The sequence below is a fragment of the Pelagicoccus sp. SDUM812002 genome, from assembly GCF_031127835.1.
GTDB lineage: Bacteria > Verrucomicrobiota > Verrucomicrobiia > Opitutales > Opitutaceae > Pelagicoccus.
Window position 1 is genome coordinate 142,555 of record NZ_JARXHX010000010.1, and the last position, 22,079, is coordinate 164,633.

At 53.2% G+C, this 22,079-nt stretch carries 16 protein-coding genes and 1 tRNA gene; 6 read left to right on the plus strand and 11 right to left on the minus strand.

Annotation, left to right across the window (positions count from 1 at the left end):
* The first annotated feature begins 122 nt into the window (after positions 1 to 122).
* Positions 123 to 827 (plus strand): DUF502 domain-containing protein, encoded by a 705-nt coding sequence (locus QEH53_RS15245; protein WP_309024076.1) that lies wholly within the window; start codon positions 123 to 125, stop codon positions 825 to 827.
* Positions 817 to 1,446, plus strand: a complete 630-nt coding sequence (locus QEH53_RS15250; protein WP_309024077.1) for a hypothetical protein — start codon at positions 817 to 819, stop codon at positions 1,444 to 1,446. The genes QEH53_RS15245 and QEH53_RS15250 overlap by 11 nt, the downstream gene beginning before the upstream one ends.
* A 21-nt stretch (positions 1,447 to 1,467) precedes the next feature.
* Here the strand turns inward: QEH53_RS15250 and QEH53_RS15255 are convergent, their stop codons facing one another.
* The 7 genes from QEH53_RS15255 to QEH53_RS15285 form a co-directional block, all read right to left on the minus strand.
* Positions 1,468 to 3,390 (minus strand): ATP-binding protein, encoded by a 1,923-nt coding sequence (locus QEH53_RS15255; protein ID WP_309024078.1) that lies wholly within the window; start codon positions 3,388 to 3,390, stop codon positions 1,468 to 1,470.
* 10 nt (positions 3,391 to 3,400) lie between these two features.
* On the minus strand, positions 3,401 to 4,045 hold the full coding sequence (locus tag QEH53_RS15260; protein ID WP_309024079.1) for a response regulator transcription factor: 645 nt from the start codon (positions 4,043 to 4,045) through the stop codon (positions 3,401 to 3,403).
* Between the two features lie 219 nt (positions 4,046 to 4,264).
* The gene (locus QEH53_RS15265; RefSeq protein ID WP_309024080.1) at positions 4,265 to 5,503 is read right to left on the minus strand and encodes a nucleoside monophosphate kinase; all 1,239 of its coding nucleotides are present in this window, start codon (positions 5,501 to 5,503) and stop codon (positions 4,265 to 4,267) included.
* Between the two features lie 37 nt (positions 5,504 to 5,540).
* Positions 5,541 to 6,005, minus strand: coding sequence for an acetolactate synthase (locus QEH53_RS15270; protein WP_309024081.1), 465 nt, complete (start codon positions 6,003 to 6,005; stop codon positions 5,541 to 5,543).
* Between the two features lie 166 nt (positions 6,006 to 6,171).
* Positions 6,172 to 6,246: transfer RNA gene (locus tag QEH53_RS15275), tRNA-Arg, on the minus strand.
* A gap of 132 nt (positions 6,247 to 6,378) precedes the next feature.
* Positions 6,379 to 7,770 (minus strand): dihydrolipoyl dehydrogenase, encoded by a 1,392-nt coding sequence (lpdA, locus tag QEH53_RS15280; RefSeq protein WP_309024082.1) that lies wholly within the window; start codon positions 7,768 to 7,770, stop codon positions 6,379 to 6,381.
* 93 nt (positions 7,771 to 7,863) lie between these two features.
* Entirely contained in the window at positions 7,864 to 8,286 is a 423-nt protein-coding gene (locus tag QEH53_RS15285; protein ID WP_309024083.1) for a phage holin family protein, read from the minus strand.
* Between the two features lie 99 nt (positions 8,287 to 8,385).
* Between QEH53_RS15285 and QEH53_RS15290 the strand changes: the two genes are divergently transcribed.
* The 4 genes from QEH53_RS15290 (at position 8,386) to QEH53_RS15305 (ending at position 16,815) form a co-directional block, all read left to right on the plus strand.
* Entirely contained in the window at positions 8,386 to 9,534 is a 1,149-nt protein-coding gene (locus QEH53_RS15290; RefSeq protein WP_309024084.1) for a glycosyltransferase, read from the plus strand.
* 65 nt (positions 9,535 to 9,599) lie between these two features.
* The gene (uvrA, locus tag QEH53_RS15295) at positions 9,600 to 15,293 is read left to right on the plus strand and encodes an excinuclease ABC subunit UvrA (protein WP_309024085.1); all 5,694 of its coding nucleotides are present in this window, start codon (positions 9,600 to 9,602) and stop codon (positions 15,291 to 15,293) included.
* A gap of 450 nt (positions 15,294 to 15,743) precedes the next feature.
* Positions 15,744 to 16,292: a hypothetical protein gene (locus QEH53_RS15300; protein ID WP_309024086.1), complete on the plus strand. Its 549-nt coding sequence runs from the start codon at positions 15,744 to 15,746 to the stop codon at positions 16,290 to 16,292.
* Positions 16,285 to 16,815, plus strand: coding sequence for a hypothetical protein (locus tag QEH53_RS15305; protein ID WP_309024087.1), 531 nt, complete (start codon positions 16,285 to 16,287; stop codon positions 16,813 to 16,815). Before QEH53_RS15300 ends, QEH53_RS15305 begins: the two co-directional genes overlap by 8 nt.
* A gap of 393 nt (positions 16,816 to 17,208) precedes the next feature.
* On the opposite strand, the gene QEH53_RS15310 is transcribed toward QEH53_RS15305, so the two are convergent.
* From QEH53_RS15310 to QEH53_RS15325, 4 genes are all read right to left on the minus strand, one after another.
* A complete protein-coding gene (locus QEH53_RS15310; RefSeq protein ID WP_309024088.1) occupies positions 17,209 to 17,907 on the minus strand; it encodes a zeta toxin family protein in 699 nt (232 codons plus the stop codon).
* Positions 17,908 to 18,387: 480 nt separating this feature from the next.
* The gene (locus tag QEH53_RS15315; RefSeq protein WP_309024089.1) at positions 18,388 to 19,212 is read right to left on the minus strand and encodes a DUF4435 domain-containing protein; all 825 of its coding nucleotides are present in this window, start codon (positions 19,210 to 19,212) and stop codon (positions 18,388 to 18,390) included.
* Positions 19,199 to 20,485 (minus strand): AAA family ATPase, encoded by a 1,287-nt coding sequence (locus QEH53_RS15320; protein WP_309024090.1) that lies wholly within the window; start codon positions 20,483 to 20,485, stop codon positions 19,199 to 19,201. The genes QEH53_RS15315 and QEH53_RS15320 overlap by 14 nt, the downstream gene beginning before the upstream one ends.
* Positions 20,486 to 20,730: 245 nt before the next feature.
* Entirely contained in the window at positions 20,731 to 21,756 is a 1,026-nt protein-coding gene (locus QEH53_RS15325; RefSeq protein ID WP_309024091.1) for a hypothetical protein, read from the minus strand.
* Positions 21,757 to 22,079: the final 323 nt, after the last annotated feature.

Consider the following 22,079-nt stretch of genomic DNA (forward strand, 5'->3'; position numbering starts at 1 on the left):
AAATGCAGATGCTCCACTCAACGCTTTTCGAGCGAAGCGCCAAATACGAAACCTTCTTCCTTTTGGCGTGTACCTGATCTAGTAAATCATCAACACTCCTGTTTGTAGCTCAATACGCCTCCATGCTCGCAAGACTTCGCAAATCATTCTTCTCAGGACTCATCCTGCTCGCTCCGATCGGTATCACGTTCTTCGTGTTCAACTGGCTGGTCATCAAAGTCGGAGGAAACGTCAAGGAGCCGATCCTCAAACTACTTCTAATCCCGGAGAATCTTGTTTCCAGAGAGAGCCTCACCCTCGTCTGGGATACGCTCGCCACGATCATCGTCTTGCTCGCTATCACGCTCCTTGGTTTCCTCTCTCGGTACTTCATCGCAAAGTACCTTTTTTCGATTGGGGAACGTTTTCTCAACAACGTTCCAATTATAAATACGGTCTACACTTCCGTAAAACAGATCGTCGATACCTTCAGCTCCCAAAACCGAGCTGTTTTCCAGAAAGTAGTGCTTGTCGAATTTCCTAAGGAAGGCTGCCACGCCCTCGGATTCCTAACCGGCGACGGAAAAGGTGAAGTGCAGCATAAGACCGACGACTTTCTTCAAAACGTTTTCGTCCCCACCACCCCAAATCCGACTAGCGGCTTCCTGGTCATGATGAGGAAGGAAGATATCCAAGTTTTGGATATGACAGTTGGCCAGGGTATGAAACTCATTATTTCCGGCGGAGCAGTAGCGCCTCCCTATCCTCCCGTAGAAAATAGCCTCAAGTTCAGGGAAGCAAAAGCCCCCCAGCCCCTCCAAGAGGAAGAGCCAAAGGATGCCGGCTGAGAAGCTTATCGTCGCGGACGCGATCGTACTGAAGCTAACGCCAACTGGCGAAACGTTCACCCAAGTCAGGCTCCTCTCTTCAGAGCGCGGTCTGCTGAGCGTGCTCAAACGAAACCGTACCAAGGGTCAAGGATACGCAGTCGACATCTTCGACCAAGGTGAAGCGCATGTAGACTTCAAATCCGGGGAGAACGCAAACAACGGGTTCCTAACGGAATTCACTGTATCCAGAAAACGGACAGGACTCGGAAAAAGCTACGCCGCCCTGCAGGCAGCCTCTTGGATCTCTAACCTTTTACTCGCAAATCCATCCCACGAAGACGAACTGGGAGAGGAAACCTTCAACCTCACGGCTCGGGCTCTAGATTCCCTCTCCAATGGCGCCCCACCACAGGCAGTTTTGCTCAAATCGCTCTACGTCTACGCTCGCGATGAAGGCTATCCCGTCTTGGCTGACTGGTCCCACAAGCTACCTACTGAACTCTCTAGCAAAGTTACGGGCATTTTGAATACGCCACTGAACGAGATTTCTCACAGTAAAGAGGAGCAACAAGCTGCCTTCGCATCGCTCGCTCGCTACGTCGAGCACAACACCCATATCCGAATACCAAAGTACTGACGGCCTAATAATTGGCCCGATCTAGTCGACGACTGTCGTTTCCATATAAGCTTCCAGCTGTTTACGGAAGTTGGCATAAGAACCTTCGACCATATTTTTCCAGTGCTCTGCCTTAAGCGGCGAGCGACCATCATTGGCAATTAACTCCAAGCCCTTTGCGAGGTCCATGATATCGCGAGCCCCCAAAAGAGCTAACGCGCCTTTGAGCGAATGAGCACGCATACCTACCTCTTTCCGGTCGCCCTTATCTATAGATTCAACGAGACTTATTACCTCGGCGTCTACAATTGCCGTTGCTGTCTTCACAATGTCGGAACGGCTTGTATCCGGGGTTTTCATACGGTCAATGTAGGCTTCAAGCGTTCCAGCGTCCATACAATCGCGACCGCCCGAGCTTGGCGCTCTTTCAAGCAAAGCCTCACTCCCCGATGACTCGGACACCTTCTCAACAACCGCACCAGAACCAGAGGGAGCAGTAACCTTATCCTCAACTGGATCCGAGCTGTACATACGCTGATCTAGCACTTTCCGCAGCTGTCTGAAATCTACAGGCTTGTGTACGACTTCGACCATTCCCACCTCGATACAACGCATTTGATCTTGGCGGAAAACTTTCGCCGTCACACCCACGATCGGGACCGGAGGCTTGAGTTTCGAGTGGGCTAAAATTTTCTCAGTCGCCTCGTATCCGTTCATCTCAGGCAACATAACATCCATCAAAATCAGATCGTACTTGCCATCTTGATACACTTCCACCGCAGCTCGCCCATTGTCGACATGGTCGAAAGCTACACCGTAGTCCTGCAGGAAATGCCCCAAGATATCCGCATTGAGCTGGTTGTCTTCGACTACAAGAACTCGTTTGTCACCATTTCGGCATTTGGCTCTTTCAACGGAACGAACCGGTTCGTTGGGCATCACTTCGTTCGCAGATAAATCCTCCGACCATTTCTTTAACGGAAGGCTGAAGGAAAAAAGGCTCCCCCCTCCGCTCGGTTGCTTGAGCACCAACTCTCCCCCCATCTTCGCTGTGAGCTCTTTACTTATGGCAAGGCCTAGGCCAGTGCCCTCCGGGCTATCTGCTTGATCCCCCAAGCGAAAGAAAGGTTTGAAGATAGAATCACTTAACGATGGATCAACACCCGGTCCCGTATCCTGAATATCGATACACAATGAGTCTTCTCGCAAGCTAGCCGACACTCGCACCCAACCTTGATCGGTAAACTTGATGGCATTGGCGATAAGGTTGCTCAAAACTTGAGTCACTCGCATACGAGGCAAAACGACTGTAGAGTGTAGCTCGTCGCCAACTTCGACCTCAACCTGCAAGCCTTTCGAACGGGCACGCTCCCGAAAAAGCCCAACTACTTCATGCACAAACTCGCTTAGATCTACCGACTCTGCCTTTAAGTTGATCTTCGACGTCGCCACCCTGGAGTATTCGAGGATGTCGTTAATCAATCCCTTGAGCATGTGATTGCACGACTGAAGCTTTTCCAAAATCGCCCGTTGGTTCACATTGAGAGTCGAGTCGTTCAACACGTTCGCGAAACCGATCACTCCGTTGAGAGCAACACGGAGCTCGTGGCTTACGGTCGTGAGAAAATCTAGCGATTCCCTCTCGACTGGCTCCATCCGCTTTTCGGAAGTGGTCGGGACGGATATCTCGGCGCAGACCAGCCCGTCCGACTCCTCGATCATCTCGCAATTGAATGACGCAGGGAGAATTTCGCCCGACTTCCGTTTAAGATAGCCCGTTTTTCGCAGCGTCGAGTCCGACGACCCCGGAACGAAAGACGACGCATCCTCAATGACTAGGCTTTGCCAATCTACTTCCGAATCCGGATCGAGCTCTAAGATAGCGCGCAGCGAATCCGGCATCCTGAGAACGCGACGCTTCGCGTTGAAAATCACCGTGAAATTCGTGTCCCCGCCGTTGCTCATCGTTCGATTTCTAAAGCGTAACCAACCCCGTTCTGACCGCGAATAACGTCACTCCCGCAATATCGAAGATTTTCAGCTTTTTGGATATGTTACTTCGATGAGACTCTACCGTCTTGATGCTCAGTCCGAGATTTTGAGCTATCTCCTTATTCGTCATACCAGATGCGACGAAGACCACAATTTGTCGCTCTCTATCGCTCAAGGTCTCGAGCAGCTCTCGCTGGTCAAGAGCGTCGGGCGAATCCGGTTGAGTTTGGGCCGAAGCCTTTACAAAAATGTTTCCACTGGCAACTGCTTCGATGGCCTGCTCGAAGACGCTGAACTCTTCTTTTTTGTTAAGAAATCCAGTCACTCCCATTTGCAATAATGAGCCAATGCGCTTGGGGTCTTCCACCGAAGAAATGATCAGGATGCGCACATCAGGCTGCTCGCTTATCAAACGCTCTGCTAGTTCTTGGCCCGAGATGCCAGGCAGACGAAGGTCAAGGATCACCAAATCCGGGCGGTGCGCTTCGCAAAGCTTGTAAGCTTCCTCTCCCGTCGCGACCTCTCCGATTATTTCGAAGCCAAATCGCTGGCGGATGATTCTACAGAGGAAGTCGCGAAACAAGGTTTCGTCTTCTGCGACGACTACTTTTGGATTGGGTTTGGACATTTTTTCGAAGTGCAATTCAAACCCGATGACAGGTCAAAAATTGGCAATGGATGGCTGTACTACTCGATCGGGGATATCGCTTTTTGGGACCCGCAGTGCGCCTCCCATCAAGCAGCATAAGAACTAGGTAGCTGAGACTCCGGGCGCAAGTTAAGTCTTCACTCAAAAGCGCCCCAAGAAAGTACCCTCCTTCACTTTGAGCCATAGCTGCGGACGACATCAAGAACCACGGCGTATTTCGGAACCCTTGAAACGAATCTGGATACGCCAAACTTTCTTCATGCGGCAACGGATCTGGCCAGTTTGCAAATCGAACTCCTCGGGAATCTCGATCTTGTGCAGGTCCACCGACGCATGGTAGCCGCGTTCGGAAAAGATATCGATGAGCATAGCCATGGAGTGCGGATCGTCCAAGGTCGGATCCTCAGAGTTGATATGCGCGGAGCCGGTAATCGCGTGGTGCTTCACGATTGGCATTATCTTCTGCTCAATAAAATCGATAACCCGATGGAATTGATCGCTATTCTCCATCTCGTACTGGTCGAGACGTCGCACGAGCTGCTGGCGAGCGCTTTCGATGATCTTCTTTGCGATCGGTAGACGGTGCAGCGAGTCAAAGGTGCGAGGATCCAGCTCGAGCGAGCTCTGGTACTGGAGCTCCTTTATGATGTTCTGCCGCACTTCTGCCAAGTTTCCTTGGGCATTGATGAAGTGGTAATGGAAGACCTCACGAAGTGATTGCAGAGCATCGTATGTTGCCTCCTTAAAAACGCGGTAACGACGCTGGGCCGCTTTTGAGTCGGAGTCTGTGGACCGGTATTCCTTCGGCTCGCCGATCCCAGTGCGCTCCACCTCTTCGTTGTACTCGATGATCTCGCGCCCACGCTTCAACTGACGGGCCACGCTTTCCTTCTCGTCGATGAAGAGCATCATGATGTGGATCAGAGGCTGCCGAAAGCTAGCCCTGTACTCTGTATTAAAAAACTCGGCGCGGAGCTGAAGCATTTTGTGGTAGAGCATTTTCATACACTCGACCTGAACGAAGGTGCGCGGAAAACCGTCCAGGATGGCTCCGTCCTCGTAGTCCGGCGAAAGCAAGCGCTCGAACAAGATGCTGATCACCTCGGTATCGCCCACCATTCCACCGGCGTCTTTGATGGCCCGCATCTCCGGCGTATCCAGCAAAGAGCTTACGACTATCGGTTCTGCTGTCAGCCCGCGTACTTCCTGGATGAAGGGAGTGTTTGTCCCCTTACCGGCACCCGGCGCGCCGCCGAGCAGTATCAGCTCTTGCGGAAAGTGCAGGCGCGTGCGGCCATACTTTTCTTCTAATTTGTTCCAAACCGTGTTGAAGATTATCTGAGCGTCCTTGACCTCAAGGTCCTGGTGCCTAGCGGCAACGGAGTTGGCTTCTATTTCTCGTGGTTGGACGCTCGGTGGCAACGGTTTTTCGCTCATGTGTGGGCAGTGTGGATAGGAAGATAGGCGGGAATGACTAGCGTGAAATGTCCCTTTGGCTCAAAACGCGAATGTTGTGCGTATTGAGAATATGGACGGCAAGATCGGTATCCTCAATACTGATGACTAAGGCGGAGCGTCCATGAGGGCGGCTTACAAAAGCGTATATGTAGTGGATGTTAATCTCCGTCTGCAACAACGCCGCCAAAACGCGGTTGATATCGTGTTCCCCTACGATTTCCACAGCGAGTACCTCGCTCTCGCTGAAGGTGACATCATGCTCCCAAAGAAGCTCCTTCGCCTTCTGCGGATCGTCCACGACCACTCGCGTTATCGCGCAGTCCGTCGTATCCAAGGTAGTGAGAGCCATCACGTGGATCGCGCTGTCGTCGAAGAGACGAAATATATCTGATAGACGCCCCACCTTGTTCTCCATAAAGATGGAGAGCTGCTTAACGGGATCCGGAACTGCGGTTTCTGTTTCGATCGAAGGGTTGTCCATCTAAATGATAATTCTAGATGCAGAATACGGGGCAAGAGGCTATTACTTAAGAACCTAGGCCCAATTAGCAAGGATTCGCGCCGCTTCCGTGACAAACTCCGGCTCGCGTCGAGAAATCCATTTCCGCTTCTCAAACGCTCGACTCATTCACTGTCCATATCGCTTCTGGTACTCCCGGCGGGAATCGAACCCACATCTTCGGCTTCGGAGACCAACATTCTATCCATTGAACTACGGGAGCGCCTGAAAACAATCGCGGAGATAATTCCGAAACCCGCCTACGAAAGTCGAGGGCAAAGCGTCAATAAATCAAAAGGTGGGCTGGCCGCTCCGCGGGCGACCTGAAATTGCCGTACCTGCTAAACTGGAAATCCTAAATGTGGATCGCTTCCGAATGCGTATCCGCTGCGGCCTCGGCGAGGGCTTCGCTCATGGTCGGGTGAGCGTGGATAGTGCCATGGATCTCGTCGATCGTACCTTCCATTTCCATAGCTAGACAGTACTCCGTGATGAGCTCCGTCGCATCGCGTCCAATGATATGGGCGCCGAGGATTTCGCCTGTCTTCGCATCGCTGATAAGCTTGACGAAACCTTCCGAGTGGGCTCCAGCAACCGCTTTGCCTGAAGCGACGAAAGGGAACTTGCCGACCTTATAGTCGAGCTTGAGCTCCTTGGCTTTCCTTTCGGTAACGCCAGTGCTGGCGATCTGCGGATTGCAATAGGTCGCTCCTGGGAAATTCTTGACACGGCGTGGCTTGGCGACGCCAAAGATGCCGTTGACTGCCTGGACTGCCTCGAAAGTCGCCACGTGAGCGAGCCAAGGTGGACCGATGATGTCGCCGGCAGCATAAATGCCCGCAACATTGGTCATGTACTTGTCGTCGACAACCAAGTAGTCACGCTCGGTCTTGAGGTTCAGCGAGGGATTAACTGCTCCGTCAAGGTAGGCTACTACGCCGACAGCCTGAATGACCGCATCCACCTCAATCTCCGATTTCTTCCCCTTCTTTTCGTAGACCAGCCTCACGCCGTTCTTGGTCAGTTCGGACTCCTTCACCTGCACGCCAAGCTCCGTCTTGATGCCCTGTTTCTTGAACTCGCGTCCTAGAACCTTAGCGATTTCCTCGTCCTCGACCGGTACCAACTGGTCCATCACTTCGAGGATCGTCACTTCGGTTCCAAATGCGTTGAGGAAATAGGCGAACTCGACACCGATCGCGCCCGATCCAATGATGGCAATCGACTTTGGTTGCTCCTTCATCACGAGTGCCTCGCGGGAAGTCATGATGCGGTCGGAATCCGGCAGGAACGGCAAACGACGAGCACGGCAGCCAGTGGAGATGAGAATGTTCGAGGTGCTGAGCTTCTTGCCCTTTTCCTTGCCTTCGACGATTGAGACCGTCTTCGCGTCGTCCACGTGCGCCTTGCCCACGAAGTAGTCGACCTTGTTCTTCTTGAAGAGAAACTCGATGCCCTTGGCCATCTGATCTGCGACGCCACGGGAGCGTTTGATGATCTTCGCGAAGTCGTAATCAACCGATCCTACCGAGATGCCGAATTCCTCTGCCTTCTTGATGGAATGAATGAGCTCCGCGCTCTTCAATAGGGCCTTGCTGGGAATACAGCCCCAGTTCAAGCAGGTACCGCCAGCGCGATCCATCTCAACGCAAGCAACCTTCTTGCCGAGTTGTCCGGCGCGAATTGCAGCCGCGTAGCCTGCTGGGCCACCTCCTACTACTACTAAATCGTATTTTACGTCAGCCATATTGAATGCGGATTAAGAAAGCCTAGCGGGATAGCCACCCTGCCCCGTAGTGTCTAGCGCAATCGCCCGAAAACCTCAGCTTGGCCCCTCCCATTAAATGTCGATGACGTCGTCCTTGGCCTTCACCTTACGGGTCGAACGCTTACCTGCGGCGCCCCCGGTCCTCACCTTAACGGAGCTTCGCCTCGAGCCCCCAATCCAGTTCCCAAAGAGCAGGTTGAGGAAGGTCACCCACAGAGCTCCGAAGAACGCCGCCCAAAAACTCGCAACCTCGAACCCGGGCACCAATTCCCCCACCAAAAGGTACAGCAGAGCATTGATGAACAAGATTCCTAACCCCAGTGTCAGCAGCACAAACGGCAGCGCTAGCAAAACGAGGATCGGCTTCAATACCGCGCTGAACAAGCCCAGCAGCAAAACCACGATCAAAAGCGTGGAATTTGCATCGTAGCTTATCCCGTCGATGAAATAACTGCCCAGCCACACGCCCAGACCGCTCACGATCCAACGCTTCAAAATTGAGGAAAATCCTTCTGAACCTTCACGACTCATAACCCTTTAAACACTCATTCAGCCCACCGGTTGCATGCGAGTGTAAAATCCGGCCACAAATCCTTGCTCAGCGCCCTACTCCCGCCAAACCTCACCCACGCTATTAACTTCGCCCCCCTCACAGTCGCCATCGTCCAGGACCACCTCCGCAACGGTGGCACCGAGCACCAGACCCTCGCCATCGCCCGAGGCCTCTCCGAGGCCGGCCATCAAGTCCACATCATCGTCTTCAGACGCGGCGGCATTCTCGACGAACGGGCAACTAAAGACTCGTTACTCACTACTCACTACCTGAATCAACGGTTCCTCAAAACCGACTGGTTCGCTCCCGGCCTCAAGTCCCTCCTCACCCAAATCAGTCCCGACATGGTCGTGCCCATGGGCCGTATGGCCAACTGCCACGCCGGCTTGCTAGCCTCAGAAAAACAGCGTACCTACCAGCTTATCGCTACCTTCCGTACTGGCCGGAGCATCCCCTTCCTCTACCGCCGCGCCTTGCAACGGGCCGACCACATCGTAGCTAACTCCCGCGAAGCCCTCGAGCGCCTCGCTTCTGACTACAGTATCCGCCGTCCCGATACCGCCACCGTCATCTACAACGGCTGCCTCCGCGACTTCGAAACCACCATCCCCACCTTCTCACCGGAACCCAAAACACGGAACCCTTCTCCGGCTATCCATCTTGTGAGCGTCTCCATGTTTCGCCCGCAAAAAAAGCAAATCCGCCTCATCCAAATTTGCTCCCAGCTACCGAGGGACCTCGACTGGAAACTTACCCTTGCAGGTGCAGGCCCTACCCGTGCCGCCTGCCAAGCCGAAGCCCAGCGCCTCCGCGTTGCAGACCGCATCCATTTTCCCGGCCTCCTCAAGGACCCGCGCAGTCTCTACTTCGACTCCGACATCGCAGTCCACACCTCCGATCAAGAGTCCCTGCCCAACTTCCTCGTCGAGGCCCAAATGTCCGGCCTCCCCGTTGTCGCCTATGACGTCAATGGCGTTGGCGAAACCTTTCTCGACCAAAAATCTGGCTACCTCATCCCCCACCGAGACGAAGCCACCTTCCTCGCCGCTCTCCTAAAACTCGCCCACGATCCCTCCCAACGCCTCCAGTTCGGCGACGCCGCTCGCGCTTTCGCCCAGAAAAACTTTTCCCTAAAATCGCAAACCACCGCGTACATCCGCCTTTTCAATTCGTTGGCCAATAACACCTGAGTTCCAGAGCTTAGCCCTTGTGATCACCGTGCCCTTCGTAGGCGACTATCACCAAAGATTTCAAAATGCCTTCATCTTCCAAGCCAGATAGCATCCGCCTCCGCGGCGTCCGCCAGAACAATCTCAAGAACATCGATGTCGATATCCCGCTCGGCAAGTTCATCGCCGTCACGGGTCTCAGCGGAGCCGGTAAGTCCTCGCTCGTCTTCGACACCCTACATGCCGAAGGCCAACGTCGCTACGTCGAGACATTCTCCGCCTACACCCGCCAGTTCCTCGACCTGCTCGAAAAGCCCGACCTCGATTCCGCGGAAAATGTGCGTCCGTCCATCGCAATCGAGCAAAAGAACACCATCAAAACGTCCCGCTCCACGGTCGGCACCATGACCGAGCTGACCGACTTCTTCAAAGTCTGGTTCTCTCACGTCGCCTCCCTCTACGACCCCGAAACCGGGGCTCCTATCAACGACGACAACCCCCTATCCATCTGGCAAAAAGCCAAAGCTAACTTCCCCGACCGCTCCCTCATCGTGGCGTTCGAAGTCAAAAAGCCCGAAAAACTCACCTGGCCCGAGATCCTAAAAAACATCAAAGCCCAAGGCTACTCCCGCTTCTTTCAAGCAACTCAAAAATCTTCGGCAGCCCCCGAACTGCATAGAATCGAATCGATCGGTGAAGATTCGTACAACTCTTGGGCAGAAAACACCACTCTCCACGTCGTACAAGACCGTATCCAAATAGCGGACACCCACAAATCGCGCTTCCTCGAAGCCGCCGAAACTGCCCTTGAATTCGGTCAAGGCCAGCTGCTGCTCCTCGAAAAAGACGGCTCCATCCTCGCCCACCATTCCCGCGGACTCCATTCCACTACCAGCGGAAAAACCTACCGCCCCGCCAGCCCACCGCTTTTCTCCTTCAATTCCCCTATCGGAGCCTGTCCCAAGTGCCGCGGCTTTGGACGCGTCATCGAGATCGACTATCGCCTCGCTATCCCCGACACCAACAAATCCATTTCCGAAGGCCTCATCAAACCTTTCGAAGGCCAAGTCTACGGCGAGTCAAAGAAAGACCTTACCCGAGCCTGCAAGCGACTCAAAATTTCCACTACAAAGCCTTTCAACAAGCTCACCCAACGCCAGCAAGACATTGTCATCCTCGGCGAACCCGCCTACCAAAAACTCCCCGAAGGCAGCGACTCCGACGGACTCTGGTATGGCGTCAAAGGCTTCTTCGACTGGCTCGAGCGCAACACCTACAAGATGCACGTTCGCATCTTCCTCTCCCGCTTCCGCGCCTACGTCAAATGCCCAGACTGCCGAGGTACCCGCCTCCAGCCAGAGTCCCTCTGCTGGAAATGGAACGACTACCGCCTCCCCGACCTCTACGAGATTCCTGTATCCGATCTACAAACACTTATCGAATCAACCGTAGAAAGCGACCTCGTGGCACGCCTAGAACCGAGCCACCAAGCAAGCATCGCCAGCTCCGCCATCCTCTCCCGCCTCCGCTACCTCAATCACGTCGGACTGGGCTACCTCACCCTCAATCGCCCCGCTCGTACCCTCTCCGGCGGCGAAGTCGAACGCGTCAATCTCACATCCTGCCTCGGAGCTTCCCTCGTCGATACCCTTTTCGTACTCGACGAACCCTCCGTCGGCCTGCACGCCCGCGACATCGATCGCCTCATCCAGATCGTCCGCACCCTCACCGACTCGGGCAACACCGTAGTCCTCGTCGAGCACGACGACGCCATGATACGCGCCGCCGACCATGTCATCGAAATCGGTCCCGAGCCCGGGGCCAACGGCGGCCACCTCGTCTTCCAAGGCACCCAAAAACAACTCCTCGCCTCCGCGAAATCCATCACCGGCCAATACCTCTCCGGCAAACTACAGATCCCCGTCCCCACCGAAACTAGAGAAGTTCTTTCGAACACCCTGCAAAGTTCGAAAAGCGAAGAACGGGCCCTTCACATCCGCTCCGCCAGCAAGCACAACATCCGCGAGCTCACTCTCTCGATCCCGCTCCAACGCTTCGTCTGTCTCTCCGGAGTCTCCGGCTCCGGCAAGTCCACCCTGCTAAACGCCGTCCTCTACCAAAACCTCATCGCCCAACGCGGACTACTCGCCGAGGACCCTGCCGCGGTCGAGAGTTTATCCTCCGACCTCGATTTCGACGAAATCACCCTCGTCGACCAATCCCCAGTCAGCCGCACCCCGCGCTCCAACCCTATCGTTTTCGTCGAAGCTTGGGACGAAATCCGCAAGCTCTACGGCAAGCTTCCACAGTCGCAAGAAAACGGATACACCGCCTCCAGCTTTTCCTTCAACGCGGGCGACGGACGTTGCGAGCCCTGCAAGGGCCTCGGCTACGAAAAGATCGAGATGCAGTTTCTCTCCGACGTCTACGTCCCTTGCCCCCACTGCAACGGCAAACGCTTCAAGTCCGAGCTCCTGGAAATCAAGTACGAAGGCCATTCCATCTCAGACCTTCTAGAGCTCACCATCTCCGAAGTCATGGAGATCTTCGCCGACCACCCCAAGATCCACAGCAAGCTCGCCGCACTCGATCAAGTCGGACTCGGCTACCTCAAATCCGGACAGCCGCTTAACACCCTCTCCGGCGGCGAATCCCAACGCCTCAAGCTCGTCAAGTACCTTTCGAGCTCCGCTCGAACCCTGCGTAGCTCGAAGAGCGAAGCACGGGCGTTAATCCTACTCGACGAACCCACCACCGGCCTGCACAAGCACGACGTCCGGCGACTGCTCGAAGTCCTGCAAGACATCGTCGACTCCGGGCACAGCCTAATCGTCATCGAGCACAACATCGACGTCCTGAAATCCGCGGACTGGATCATCGAGATGGGTCCTGACGCCGGAGCTAAAGGCGGCGAAGTCGTTTTCCAAGGCACCCCCGAAGCCTGCTCTCAAACGAACACCGAAACCGCCAAGTACCTCGCGCCCGAATTTTCCTCGACAACCCAACTTCTCGCCGCCGAAGAAGCAGCCCCCTTTCACACTTCTCCCCTCGCGCTTCAGACTTCCAAACCATCTCTGACCGTTACCGGAGCTCGAGAGCACAACCTGCGCAACATCTCCGTATCCATTCCCCACTACGAATTCACTGTAGTCACCGGAGCCTCCGGATCCGGCAAGTCCACCCTCGCCTTCGACATCGTCTTCGGCGAAGGCCAGCGCCGCTTCATGGAATCCATGTCGCCCTACGCCCGCCAATTCGTCGAACAACTCCCCCGCCCCGACCTCGACCAACTCACTGGCATCCAGCCAACGGTGGCCATCGAGCAGCGCGTCACCCGCGGCTCACGCAAGTCCACCGTCGCCACCATCACCGAAGTCGCCCAATACCTGCGACTGCTCTACTCGCGTCTCGGCATCCCCCACAACCCCGACTCCGGAAACCCCCTTGTCTCGCAAACCGAGAGCGAACTGCAAAAGCGTCTCCAAAATTTCGTTACATCCACCGAGGCAAAAAATGCCAAGCACTTTTACCTGCTCGCTCCGCTCATCCGTAACCGCAAAGGCCACCACCAGCCCATCGCCAACTGGATCGCCGACCACGGCTACGAAATGATGCGGGTCGACGGAAAGCTCATCTTCACCGACGACTTTAAGAAACTCGACCGCTACAAGGAACATAACATCGAAGTCGTCATCGCCGACCTCGCCCCGATCGCCCACCTCAAGTCCCAACTCAACCACCACCTCAAGGACGCGCTCCAACGAGGAAAAGGCACCGCCCTTGTCATTCCTCAGAAAAGCACCGCTGCGAGCGGTACGCCTCAGTACCTGTCCACCACTCGCATGGACCCCGAGACCGGGGAAGCCCTCGCCGAACTCGACCCCAAGGATTTCTCCTTCAACTCCCACAAAGGCTGGTGTCCGGCCTGCCGTGGACACGGTCGCATCTATCCGTGGATGCGCGAGAGGCTCGAAGAAGACGAGGAGCTCGCCAAAGCCATCGGCGCCGACAACTCCAGCGAAGACGACAGCCAAGCCATCATATGCCCCGAGTGCGAAGGCGAGCGACTCAACCGCACCTCCCGCCACGTCTATCTGTATCTAAAAAACAGCGACAAAATTTCCTTACCCAAGCTGCTCGCCAAAGATCCCAGCAATTTGCTCGCCACTCTCAAAAAACTCCAACTCGACAAACGCGGCCAAATCATCGCCCGCGACATCATCGCCCAAATCCATGAGCGTCTCCAGTTTTTGGATAAAGTAGGACTCGAGTACCTCAGTCTCGACCGACCGACCCAAACCCTCTCCGGCGGCGAAGCCCAGCGTATCCGCCTTGCCGCCCAGCTCGGTTCCAACCTCGCCGGCGTTCTCTACGTTCTCGACGAGCCCAGCATCGGCCTACACGCCCGCGACGGCGACCGCCTCATCGAAACGCTTAAGAACCTGAAAGGCAAAGGCAACACGCTCCTCGTCGTCGAACACGACGACACCACGATGGAGCATGCGGACCATATCATCGACCTCGGTCCCGGCGCCGGCATCCACGGCGGCGAAGTCATCGCCCAAGGCACCGTCGCCCAGCTCAAGAAAAACAAGAACTCCCTCACCGGCCGCTACCTCAAGTCCGGCATCCCCCATCCGCTACAAGGCAACTACCGAACACTCCCCAAACGTAGGGCTGCCGCTCGCGGCACGGCGCAAAAAGCGGACACTTCCACCTACCTCTCCCTCACCAAAGCGACCTTCCGCAACCTCAAAAACCAAACGGTCCATATCCCCCACAACCGCCTCACCATGCTCTGCGGAGCTTCAGGAGCCGGCAAGTCATCCCTCATCCGCGACCTGCTCGCTCCCGCCACCACCTACGCCATCAAAGCCAAGAAGGACGCGATATCCGGTGGGGACTTCGCCAAAAACGGCCCCAGCATCGAAGGCGAGGAAGGCAATGTACTTTTCGACTCCCTCACCGGAGCTACCGGATTTCGCGGCGTCATCGAAGTCGACCAAAGTCCGATCGGCAAAACGCCCCGCTCCACTCCCGCCACCTACCTCGGCGTATTCGATATCATAAGACAATTCTTCGCTAGCTTACCCGAGTCTAAGATGCGTGGATACAAGCCAGGTCGCTTCTCCTTTAATACCGCCCACGGCCGCTGCGATACTTGCTCGGGAGCCGGACGCGTTAAGCTCGAGATGAGCTTCATGCCCGACACCTACGTCACCTGCGAAGACTGCGACGGCTCCCGCTACGGCCCCGAATTGCTCGATCTCCACTGGAAAGGCAAAAACATCGCTGACGTTCTAGCGATGGGATTCGAAGAAGCCGCCGAGTTCTTCAGCTTCCACAGCCAGCTCGGCGAGATCATGCAGCTCATGGTCGAAACCGGACTCGGCTACCTCACCCTCGGCCAAAGCAGTCCCACCCTCAGTGGTGGCGAAGCCCAGCGCCTCAAGCTCGTCACCGAGCTCGCCAAAGGCCTGCAAAGCTACACCGAACGCAGCCGAGGCATCAAACGCACCAACCTCTACATCCTAGAAGAGCCCACCATCGGCCTGCACCTAAGCGACTGCGAAAAGCTGATACGCCTCCTCCACAAGCTCGTCGACCAAGGCCACACCGTCGTCGTCATCGAACACCACCTCGACCTCATCCAAGAAGCCGACTACGTGGTGGAAGTCGGCCCCGGCGGCGGCCCCAAAGGCGGCAAGATTCTCTACCAAGGCAACCTAGCAGGTCTTCGTAAATCAAAACGCAGCATCACCGCCCCATACCTAAGGTAGGGACGGATCGCCGGGCCATCCGCCCCCCTAGTCACCGACCCAAAAAAGTTCACGGAACGCAAAAATAGTACCTTGCCAAGGGTAGAGCCCTTTATCCCTAACGGGCATTTCCCCACAGCCTAGCAGTCATCAGACTGCCCTCTACAAAAAGCTCATCCGAGCTTCCCTAAATTTCTCCCAAAAATCCGCGGCCATCTGCGGTTGGAAATCTGACACATCATCCTTGAAGCGGATCGCCGAGCCGTCCGCAACCTTAGTCGCGACCCACAAAATTCACGGAACACAAAGATAGTACCTTCCAAAGGTAGAGCCCGTTATCCCTAACGGGCATTTCCCCACAGCACGAGTCGATGCTCGCTCGCATCTAAAAAATCCACGGAGTTCTCCTTTTCCCTCCTAACCTAAACGAACTTGAAGTATTCTTAATTTTTCATAACGTTACGTTTTATTATGAGAAACTTAGATCGAAAAACCCTTGAAGCCGCTTTAACGGAGCTCGGCAGACACGCACTTACGGAGGGAATCGATCTTGAGATCTCTATCTACGGCGGTTCGGCAATGCTTCTCGCCTACGATTCGAGAAACGCGACTAAGGATGTGGATGCTGTCCTCAATCCACGCGATCAAGGAACCGCTCTTGCTAAGAAAGTAGCACAGAGCCTGTCTCTTCATGATGATTGGCTAAATGATGATGTAGTGCAATTTCTCGGACCTACGCCTATTAATGGACGCAGAAGACTGCCACTTGGCATTCCTGGACTCACAATCTACGTTGCAACGGCTAACTATCTACTAGCGATGAAAGCACTATCCTGTCGCGATCCACTGCCAGGTTACCGTGGCGATCATGAAGATCTCATATTCTTATTCCGAAAAATAGGAATAAAAAGTGTAGGCGAAATCCAAGACCGTATCGACCAGTTCTTCCCAGACGAAGTCATACCAAAAAAGAATCGAGCCACGCTGACTGAATTAATTGAGGAGGCCAATCATGCTTGAATCCAAACAACAGACACTCCATCGCCCTGCTACCTTCAAGGAAGTCGCCGACCAATCCGATTCGCTTGAGTCCTTTGGCTACAATCTTCGTGACTGGCAACACGAGATCTCGCGAAGAGCAACAAGTCATCAGCAACTTTCTAAAAGTATCCAGGAACCACCTACGATACTCGCAAATCGCTTCACAGACGGAAATATCGCAGACGCCTACTTAGCAGCCTACGCAGAGTGGCTATCCCTGAAAGCCAAGGTTTCCCAACCCGCATGGAGTAAGCGAAAAGCTCGCAGCCTCAAGACACCGTGGTATTCAACACAAAACCGAAACCAACTGGAAGAACGAACTCCAGAGAGTTTTAGCAAGAGGGGTGTCTTCACGGTCCCTCAAAACGTGTTCACTCCCAAGGCTGGTCGCCCACGTGTATCCGCAGAAACAAAACGCCAAAAAGCGATCGCCCGCCAGCGAGCCTATCGCCAACGCGTCAAGGCACTCCTAGAAAAGGCCCGAGCAAGCGGGCTAAATTAGGCACGACTAATAACCACAGCCCACAACTTCCTTGACCTAGGCTGTACGGTCGTCATCGATCCAAGCTGCAAGCTACGTCCCGAAGGCGGCAAGATCCAATACCAAGGCAAGCTCGCCGGTATCCACAAATCCAAACGCAGCATCACCGCCCCTACCTGAGGTAGGAGTAACCTCTTGACGGGCGTAGTTCGTTTACGAACGAAGACTGTTGGTCACGCTCCACAACCCAATGTGCGAAGCGACCTTGTGTCGCGATTAGATTCGCCAATCCCAGCAGTCATCAGACTGCCCTCCACAAAAAGCTCATCCGAGCTTCCCTGAATTTCTCCAAAAAAATCTGCGTCCATCAGCGGTTAAAGATCTCAGCCTAAACCTTCATCTTTTAAACAGAGTCTACCGCTTCCGCTCTTCCAAAAACGCCCCGACCTTCTCCAACACCTCGGATAAGTCATCGATATAAACATGACTTGGCTTTCCATAGTCTTGCTCCGACTCCATTACCGCATCTCCGCCATCAGAAATCAAATCGCCCAGAAATCGATAGCGTTCCGTATCCAAGATTTCTATACTTTCTCCTTTTCGACCGCCCGCCACTTCGACAGGGGGAGTGCTGCTACCATCAAGAAGCCCCCACTCATCGGCTAAGCTCTGATAAGTCGACGAGAAATTGCTTAACGACTTCCGATACCTTCTCTCGATCACATCCTTCGGGATACGATGTCCCCCTTGCCTCACTCTCTCTTCAACTCTCTGCTTTGCGAACTCCGCGTCAGGCAACCAAAGATAGATTAGTTCCACGCAGTAGCCAATCTCTTGAGCGGACTTCAAACGCCGCCCCAAAGCCAAGCCACTTAAGGTAGACTCCACCACAAACGATTCCCTATTCGCTACCTTCTCTTCGAAACGCTGCACAAAGAAACGCCCCGCTCTCACCGCAGCCCGTTCAGGACGAAACGGTGACAAGCCTTCTGCGATCAAATCCGCATTCAGGAACTCAAACGAATCCGGCAAACGGGTAAGCATCAACTGACGGGCAAGCGTCGTCTTCCCCGCCCCATTCGGACCACCCAGCACTATCACCGTAGGATTCATAAGCTCACCCTACCCCGCTCGCCAATCCAGTCAAGAGACTGACAGGCCCCATTAGCCACTCTATACGCACTGAAAGAATTCACGAATTCCATTGCTCGCCACACTCCAGTCGCCTGGGAAGTCACAAAGCTCCTAAAAGTTCTCCAAGGCGATCTCAAACGAAACGAAATCCAGGGCCTACTCGGACTCAAACACGAGGACCACTTCCGAGAAGCCTCCAAAAGTACCGCCTCACGAAAAAAGGGCACGCAATGATGGTGCAATTGAAAAAGACAGCAGACGAGTCATAACATATCTCACCCATGTCCTCCTTCAGCGAATCCCAGACGGTATCAAAACAAGCCCACTCGCTCAACAATTTTAAGTGAAAGCCAACCACCTTAGAAAAGACTTCCCGATTAACCGCCGCACCTTTCCTAGTTAATGGTTAATATCAAAAAGCACAGTCTGCCCCTTTCTGAATCGCCTTTCGTTTATGCGTCACCCCTTTTTCTTTCCGCCTGCCGACGGAATGACTACACGCTTCAGTGCTTCTACTGTTTGCTTCCGAAAGATATTGTGTCCCTTGGATTGGATTTGAGTAGGGAACAGGGCGGCCATCCCGGCGAACAAATCGTCGTTCGACGATTTCTTTTGACCGAATACTCGTGTCGCCATTTGGTTAACTAGACATAGTACGAATTTTCCTTTAACGTGATGCTTCGTCAGCTTTACTTCATTTTTCCATTTGAGAAAATCGGCTTTGTTCAAGGCTCTTAGCATTCCGTTTTCGATCTTTTTAATTTCTACATCTGAGAGTCCTGTCTCGCAGAACACTTGAAGATGCTCTCTTGCAAAGGGGCCTTTCTTTCCCTGTTTTGAGATATGCATGAACACATCGATGTATATTAGATTTTTGATTTGCTCAAACCAGCGAGACGCCACTTCCTTTACCTCGCTTTCTCGAATTCGAACCCCTCCGCCCTTAAGGTTCAAGTATCGTGCAATTGCCTTGCACGAGCACACTAGGTTTTCTATTGAATAGCCATAGGTATATATAACGCGCGGATCATCAATTTTAGAGGATGAGAAGTCATCATAGTCGGAGTCAACTGCGACTAGGAATCGTTCATTCGTTTCGATTAGCTTTTGAGCGTGCTCTAGGCATGCTGATTTGCTGCCTGCGCTCTTCGGCCTGATTCCGTATGACTCACCAAAATGACTCCAGAAAGCCTCATCACGCTCTCCTTCGACGTATACGATGGCTTTCGCTCCATGGAAGCGGTTTAATACGGAGGATGCCCTTGAACTTCTAATTAGCGCCACTAGCGACTTCCTCCATGTCGATTATGGTTTCTTCATGATGTGCTGCTATCTCCGGACTATGCGTAGCGACCACGACTTGAGCCGCCGGGTTAATTTTTACGATTGAGCGAATTAACTTCTCTTGCCACTCGACATGCAAGCTCAGTTCAGGCTCATCAGCGATAAACAAGCATTGTTTTTGTCTCTGAAGCAACGATTCAACGAGTAGAATTAGCAACTGCTTTTCACCGCTTGATAGCGATGAGACTCGCATTTCCCCCGTTATGCTCTCAACGCATAGACCGTAGTTTGGGTCCTCTCTAAATACTTTTGGACTCATGAATTTATTGAGCATATCCAGGAATGTACTAACAGGCTCCCGAATCTTATCTTTGCAGTTTTGAGACTCTAGGCTTTTCTTGGCAAGAAGCATTGCTCTTGAGTGTAATGGCAAAGCTGATACATCCTCGAATTTCAAGGTTCCATCTTTTTTAAATCTAAGTATAATTTGATCGAGCTTCTTCGTATGCTCTTCGATCGTTCGGTCGACATCCCGAACTCCGAGCTCTCTGTATATTCGTTTGAGGCTTTTCGCGACAGCATTTTTGTCGAAGTTTGACTTCACAGTATCCAAAAGACGCTTGGCACTATCGTTTGTTCGATCAAACAAAATGAGCTTTAAGAGTTCCTTTTGCAGTGCTTCAGTCTCAATGGCAATTAAGTCTGAGATTTCTAGCAAATACCGAGTAAGTTGCATCATTAGGTACTCTAATCGAACATCGACAGAGTTTTTTCTTCTCTCTCCTCTGTCTTCGTACGGCTCTCGGTACAATTCAGCCGACATGTCTCGGTAGACTGAGATTGAATAGATGTTCACCAAGCCAGACATCAATTTGCGAACCTCTGACTCGCCCTCATGCATTTGACCGCGCCTCACCATGAAAGCCCTTCTGCTTGCATCAGAGTAGTGTCGGACTTCTTTGGGTTTACCTCGAGAGATTCTATAAAATATCGAGTCGTAGACAGAATCTTCCCGCATCTCGACCCATATAGTGATTGTTCGCTGGCGATTGTTTTCTGTATCGATCAGCCGAACAATTGCCTTTTCGAATGGAGTCTCCCCTAATGCCTTCGTATCGACTTCTAATATCGCCTTGAGCAGGTTGATTACCGTGGTTTTCCCGGTTCCATTTTTCCCGATTAGGATTGAGACCTTGGTAGGGTTCTGCAGAGGTATTTCGATATTCTTTGTACCCCAAAGCTTCTCGATTCGGAAAGATTTAACTTCGTACATTTTCTTTTTATGTTGTTGTTCTTCTCAAGGAGAAGTTCATGGTTGTTATGTACTTAAGTCAACCCGACAATCTGCTTTTGAATTGACAGGCAAAAGGGCTCTGTCTGTGCATATTGACATTTGGAAGAAAGAACACAGAGAGGGGCCATCTCAAAACTTCAACTGTATCCCATTACAGGATACGCTTTCAGTCTATCAAGAGCACTCTGCAGTAAGTCAGACTCAACGCGAAGCTTTCCCCTCCCCTACCTCCCCTCTTCTAAACGATCGCGGAGTTCGGAGATGATCTCGTCAGATTCTTTGGCGACATCGGCGACTTCCACGAGGACGTACCCCATTGCTTCGATTGCAATTAGCTTTTGCTCCTGGCATGAAACCAAGGCGGTTTGCGCATCGTCCAAATAGACTCGAGCCCGCTTGAGCTGCGCTATCATCATGCCGCAATCATCAATCTCCGGTGGCCACGTCTGCCCATTGAGCGCTCCGGCCAATTTGGCTGCCGCCTTGGTCACGGACTCCACCAAGTAGGCTGCCGGATGATCCTCCATCGCGCCTGGGGGCACCCATTTCTTTTCCCGACTTTCCTCGATCAATTGATGTGCTAGCTCCTGGGCACGTTCTGCCAGGGCATGGTCTTCTAAATCGAACTCATCGTCGTCGAATTCCAATTCCAGCTCCGAAGCTAAATCCGAAACGTTATCCGTCCATTCGATCTCAGCATCGCCACTTTCGCTGCGCATGCGTTCGATCTCCTGCTCGATGATTTGCTCGAAGTCAGCTCCTTCACCCTCCCTTTCAATTCTAGCTTGGATGCGATCCGTCAATATATCATTGCAATGCAGTATTCGGTCGGCTTTTTCCTCTGTTTGAGGCGAATCGTTCCAAGGGTCACCCTCGCTAGCTGAACCATCAGCAACTTCCGCTAACGTATCCATAAATCCAGTCATCGCCTTTTCGTTGGCGAGCTGTTGAAGCTTCTCCTCCTCTGCCGACATTTCCCAAACGGGCGAGCCAACGATCCTTAGTTCGTAACTCGCTGACTCTATAACCACGCGGCCGTTTGTTTGGCTGAACCATTCGAGATACAGCGAATTGCCCCAGTGCCAGGGGAAGGGCTTTTTTGCCAAATAGTATTCGCCGATTTCATCTATTGGAATATCGGGCACTTTCACTTTTCGCGAAGCGGTGATATCCCCTACTGCTCCCACCTGCGTAGCAGCAAAGCTCTCTAAATCCATCCCCTCCTTCGCATCCGGATTAGAAAATTCCAACTTTCGGCCCGCGAGGTCTCTCCAACTATTGCCTGCCAAATCAAGCAGTACCGGCTCCGCTCGCCCCACTAGCCATATTCGTCCAACGACTCGTCCTCGTTCACGGTTGTCAATCTCACCTCGGACAACCTGTCATCGATACGCCTTGCCATAACAAATAAAAGGTTACTCGAGCCCCCAATTGCGAGCAGAGATTCACAATAACCACTGGCAAAAGCCAGGGGAACAACCGAACCGACGGACTAGAAACCCGACGAACCGTTAAAACCGAAAAACGCTAATCGATTGCGACCAGAAGGGTCCTACCGAGAGTGAATAATAGG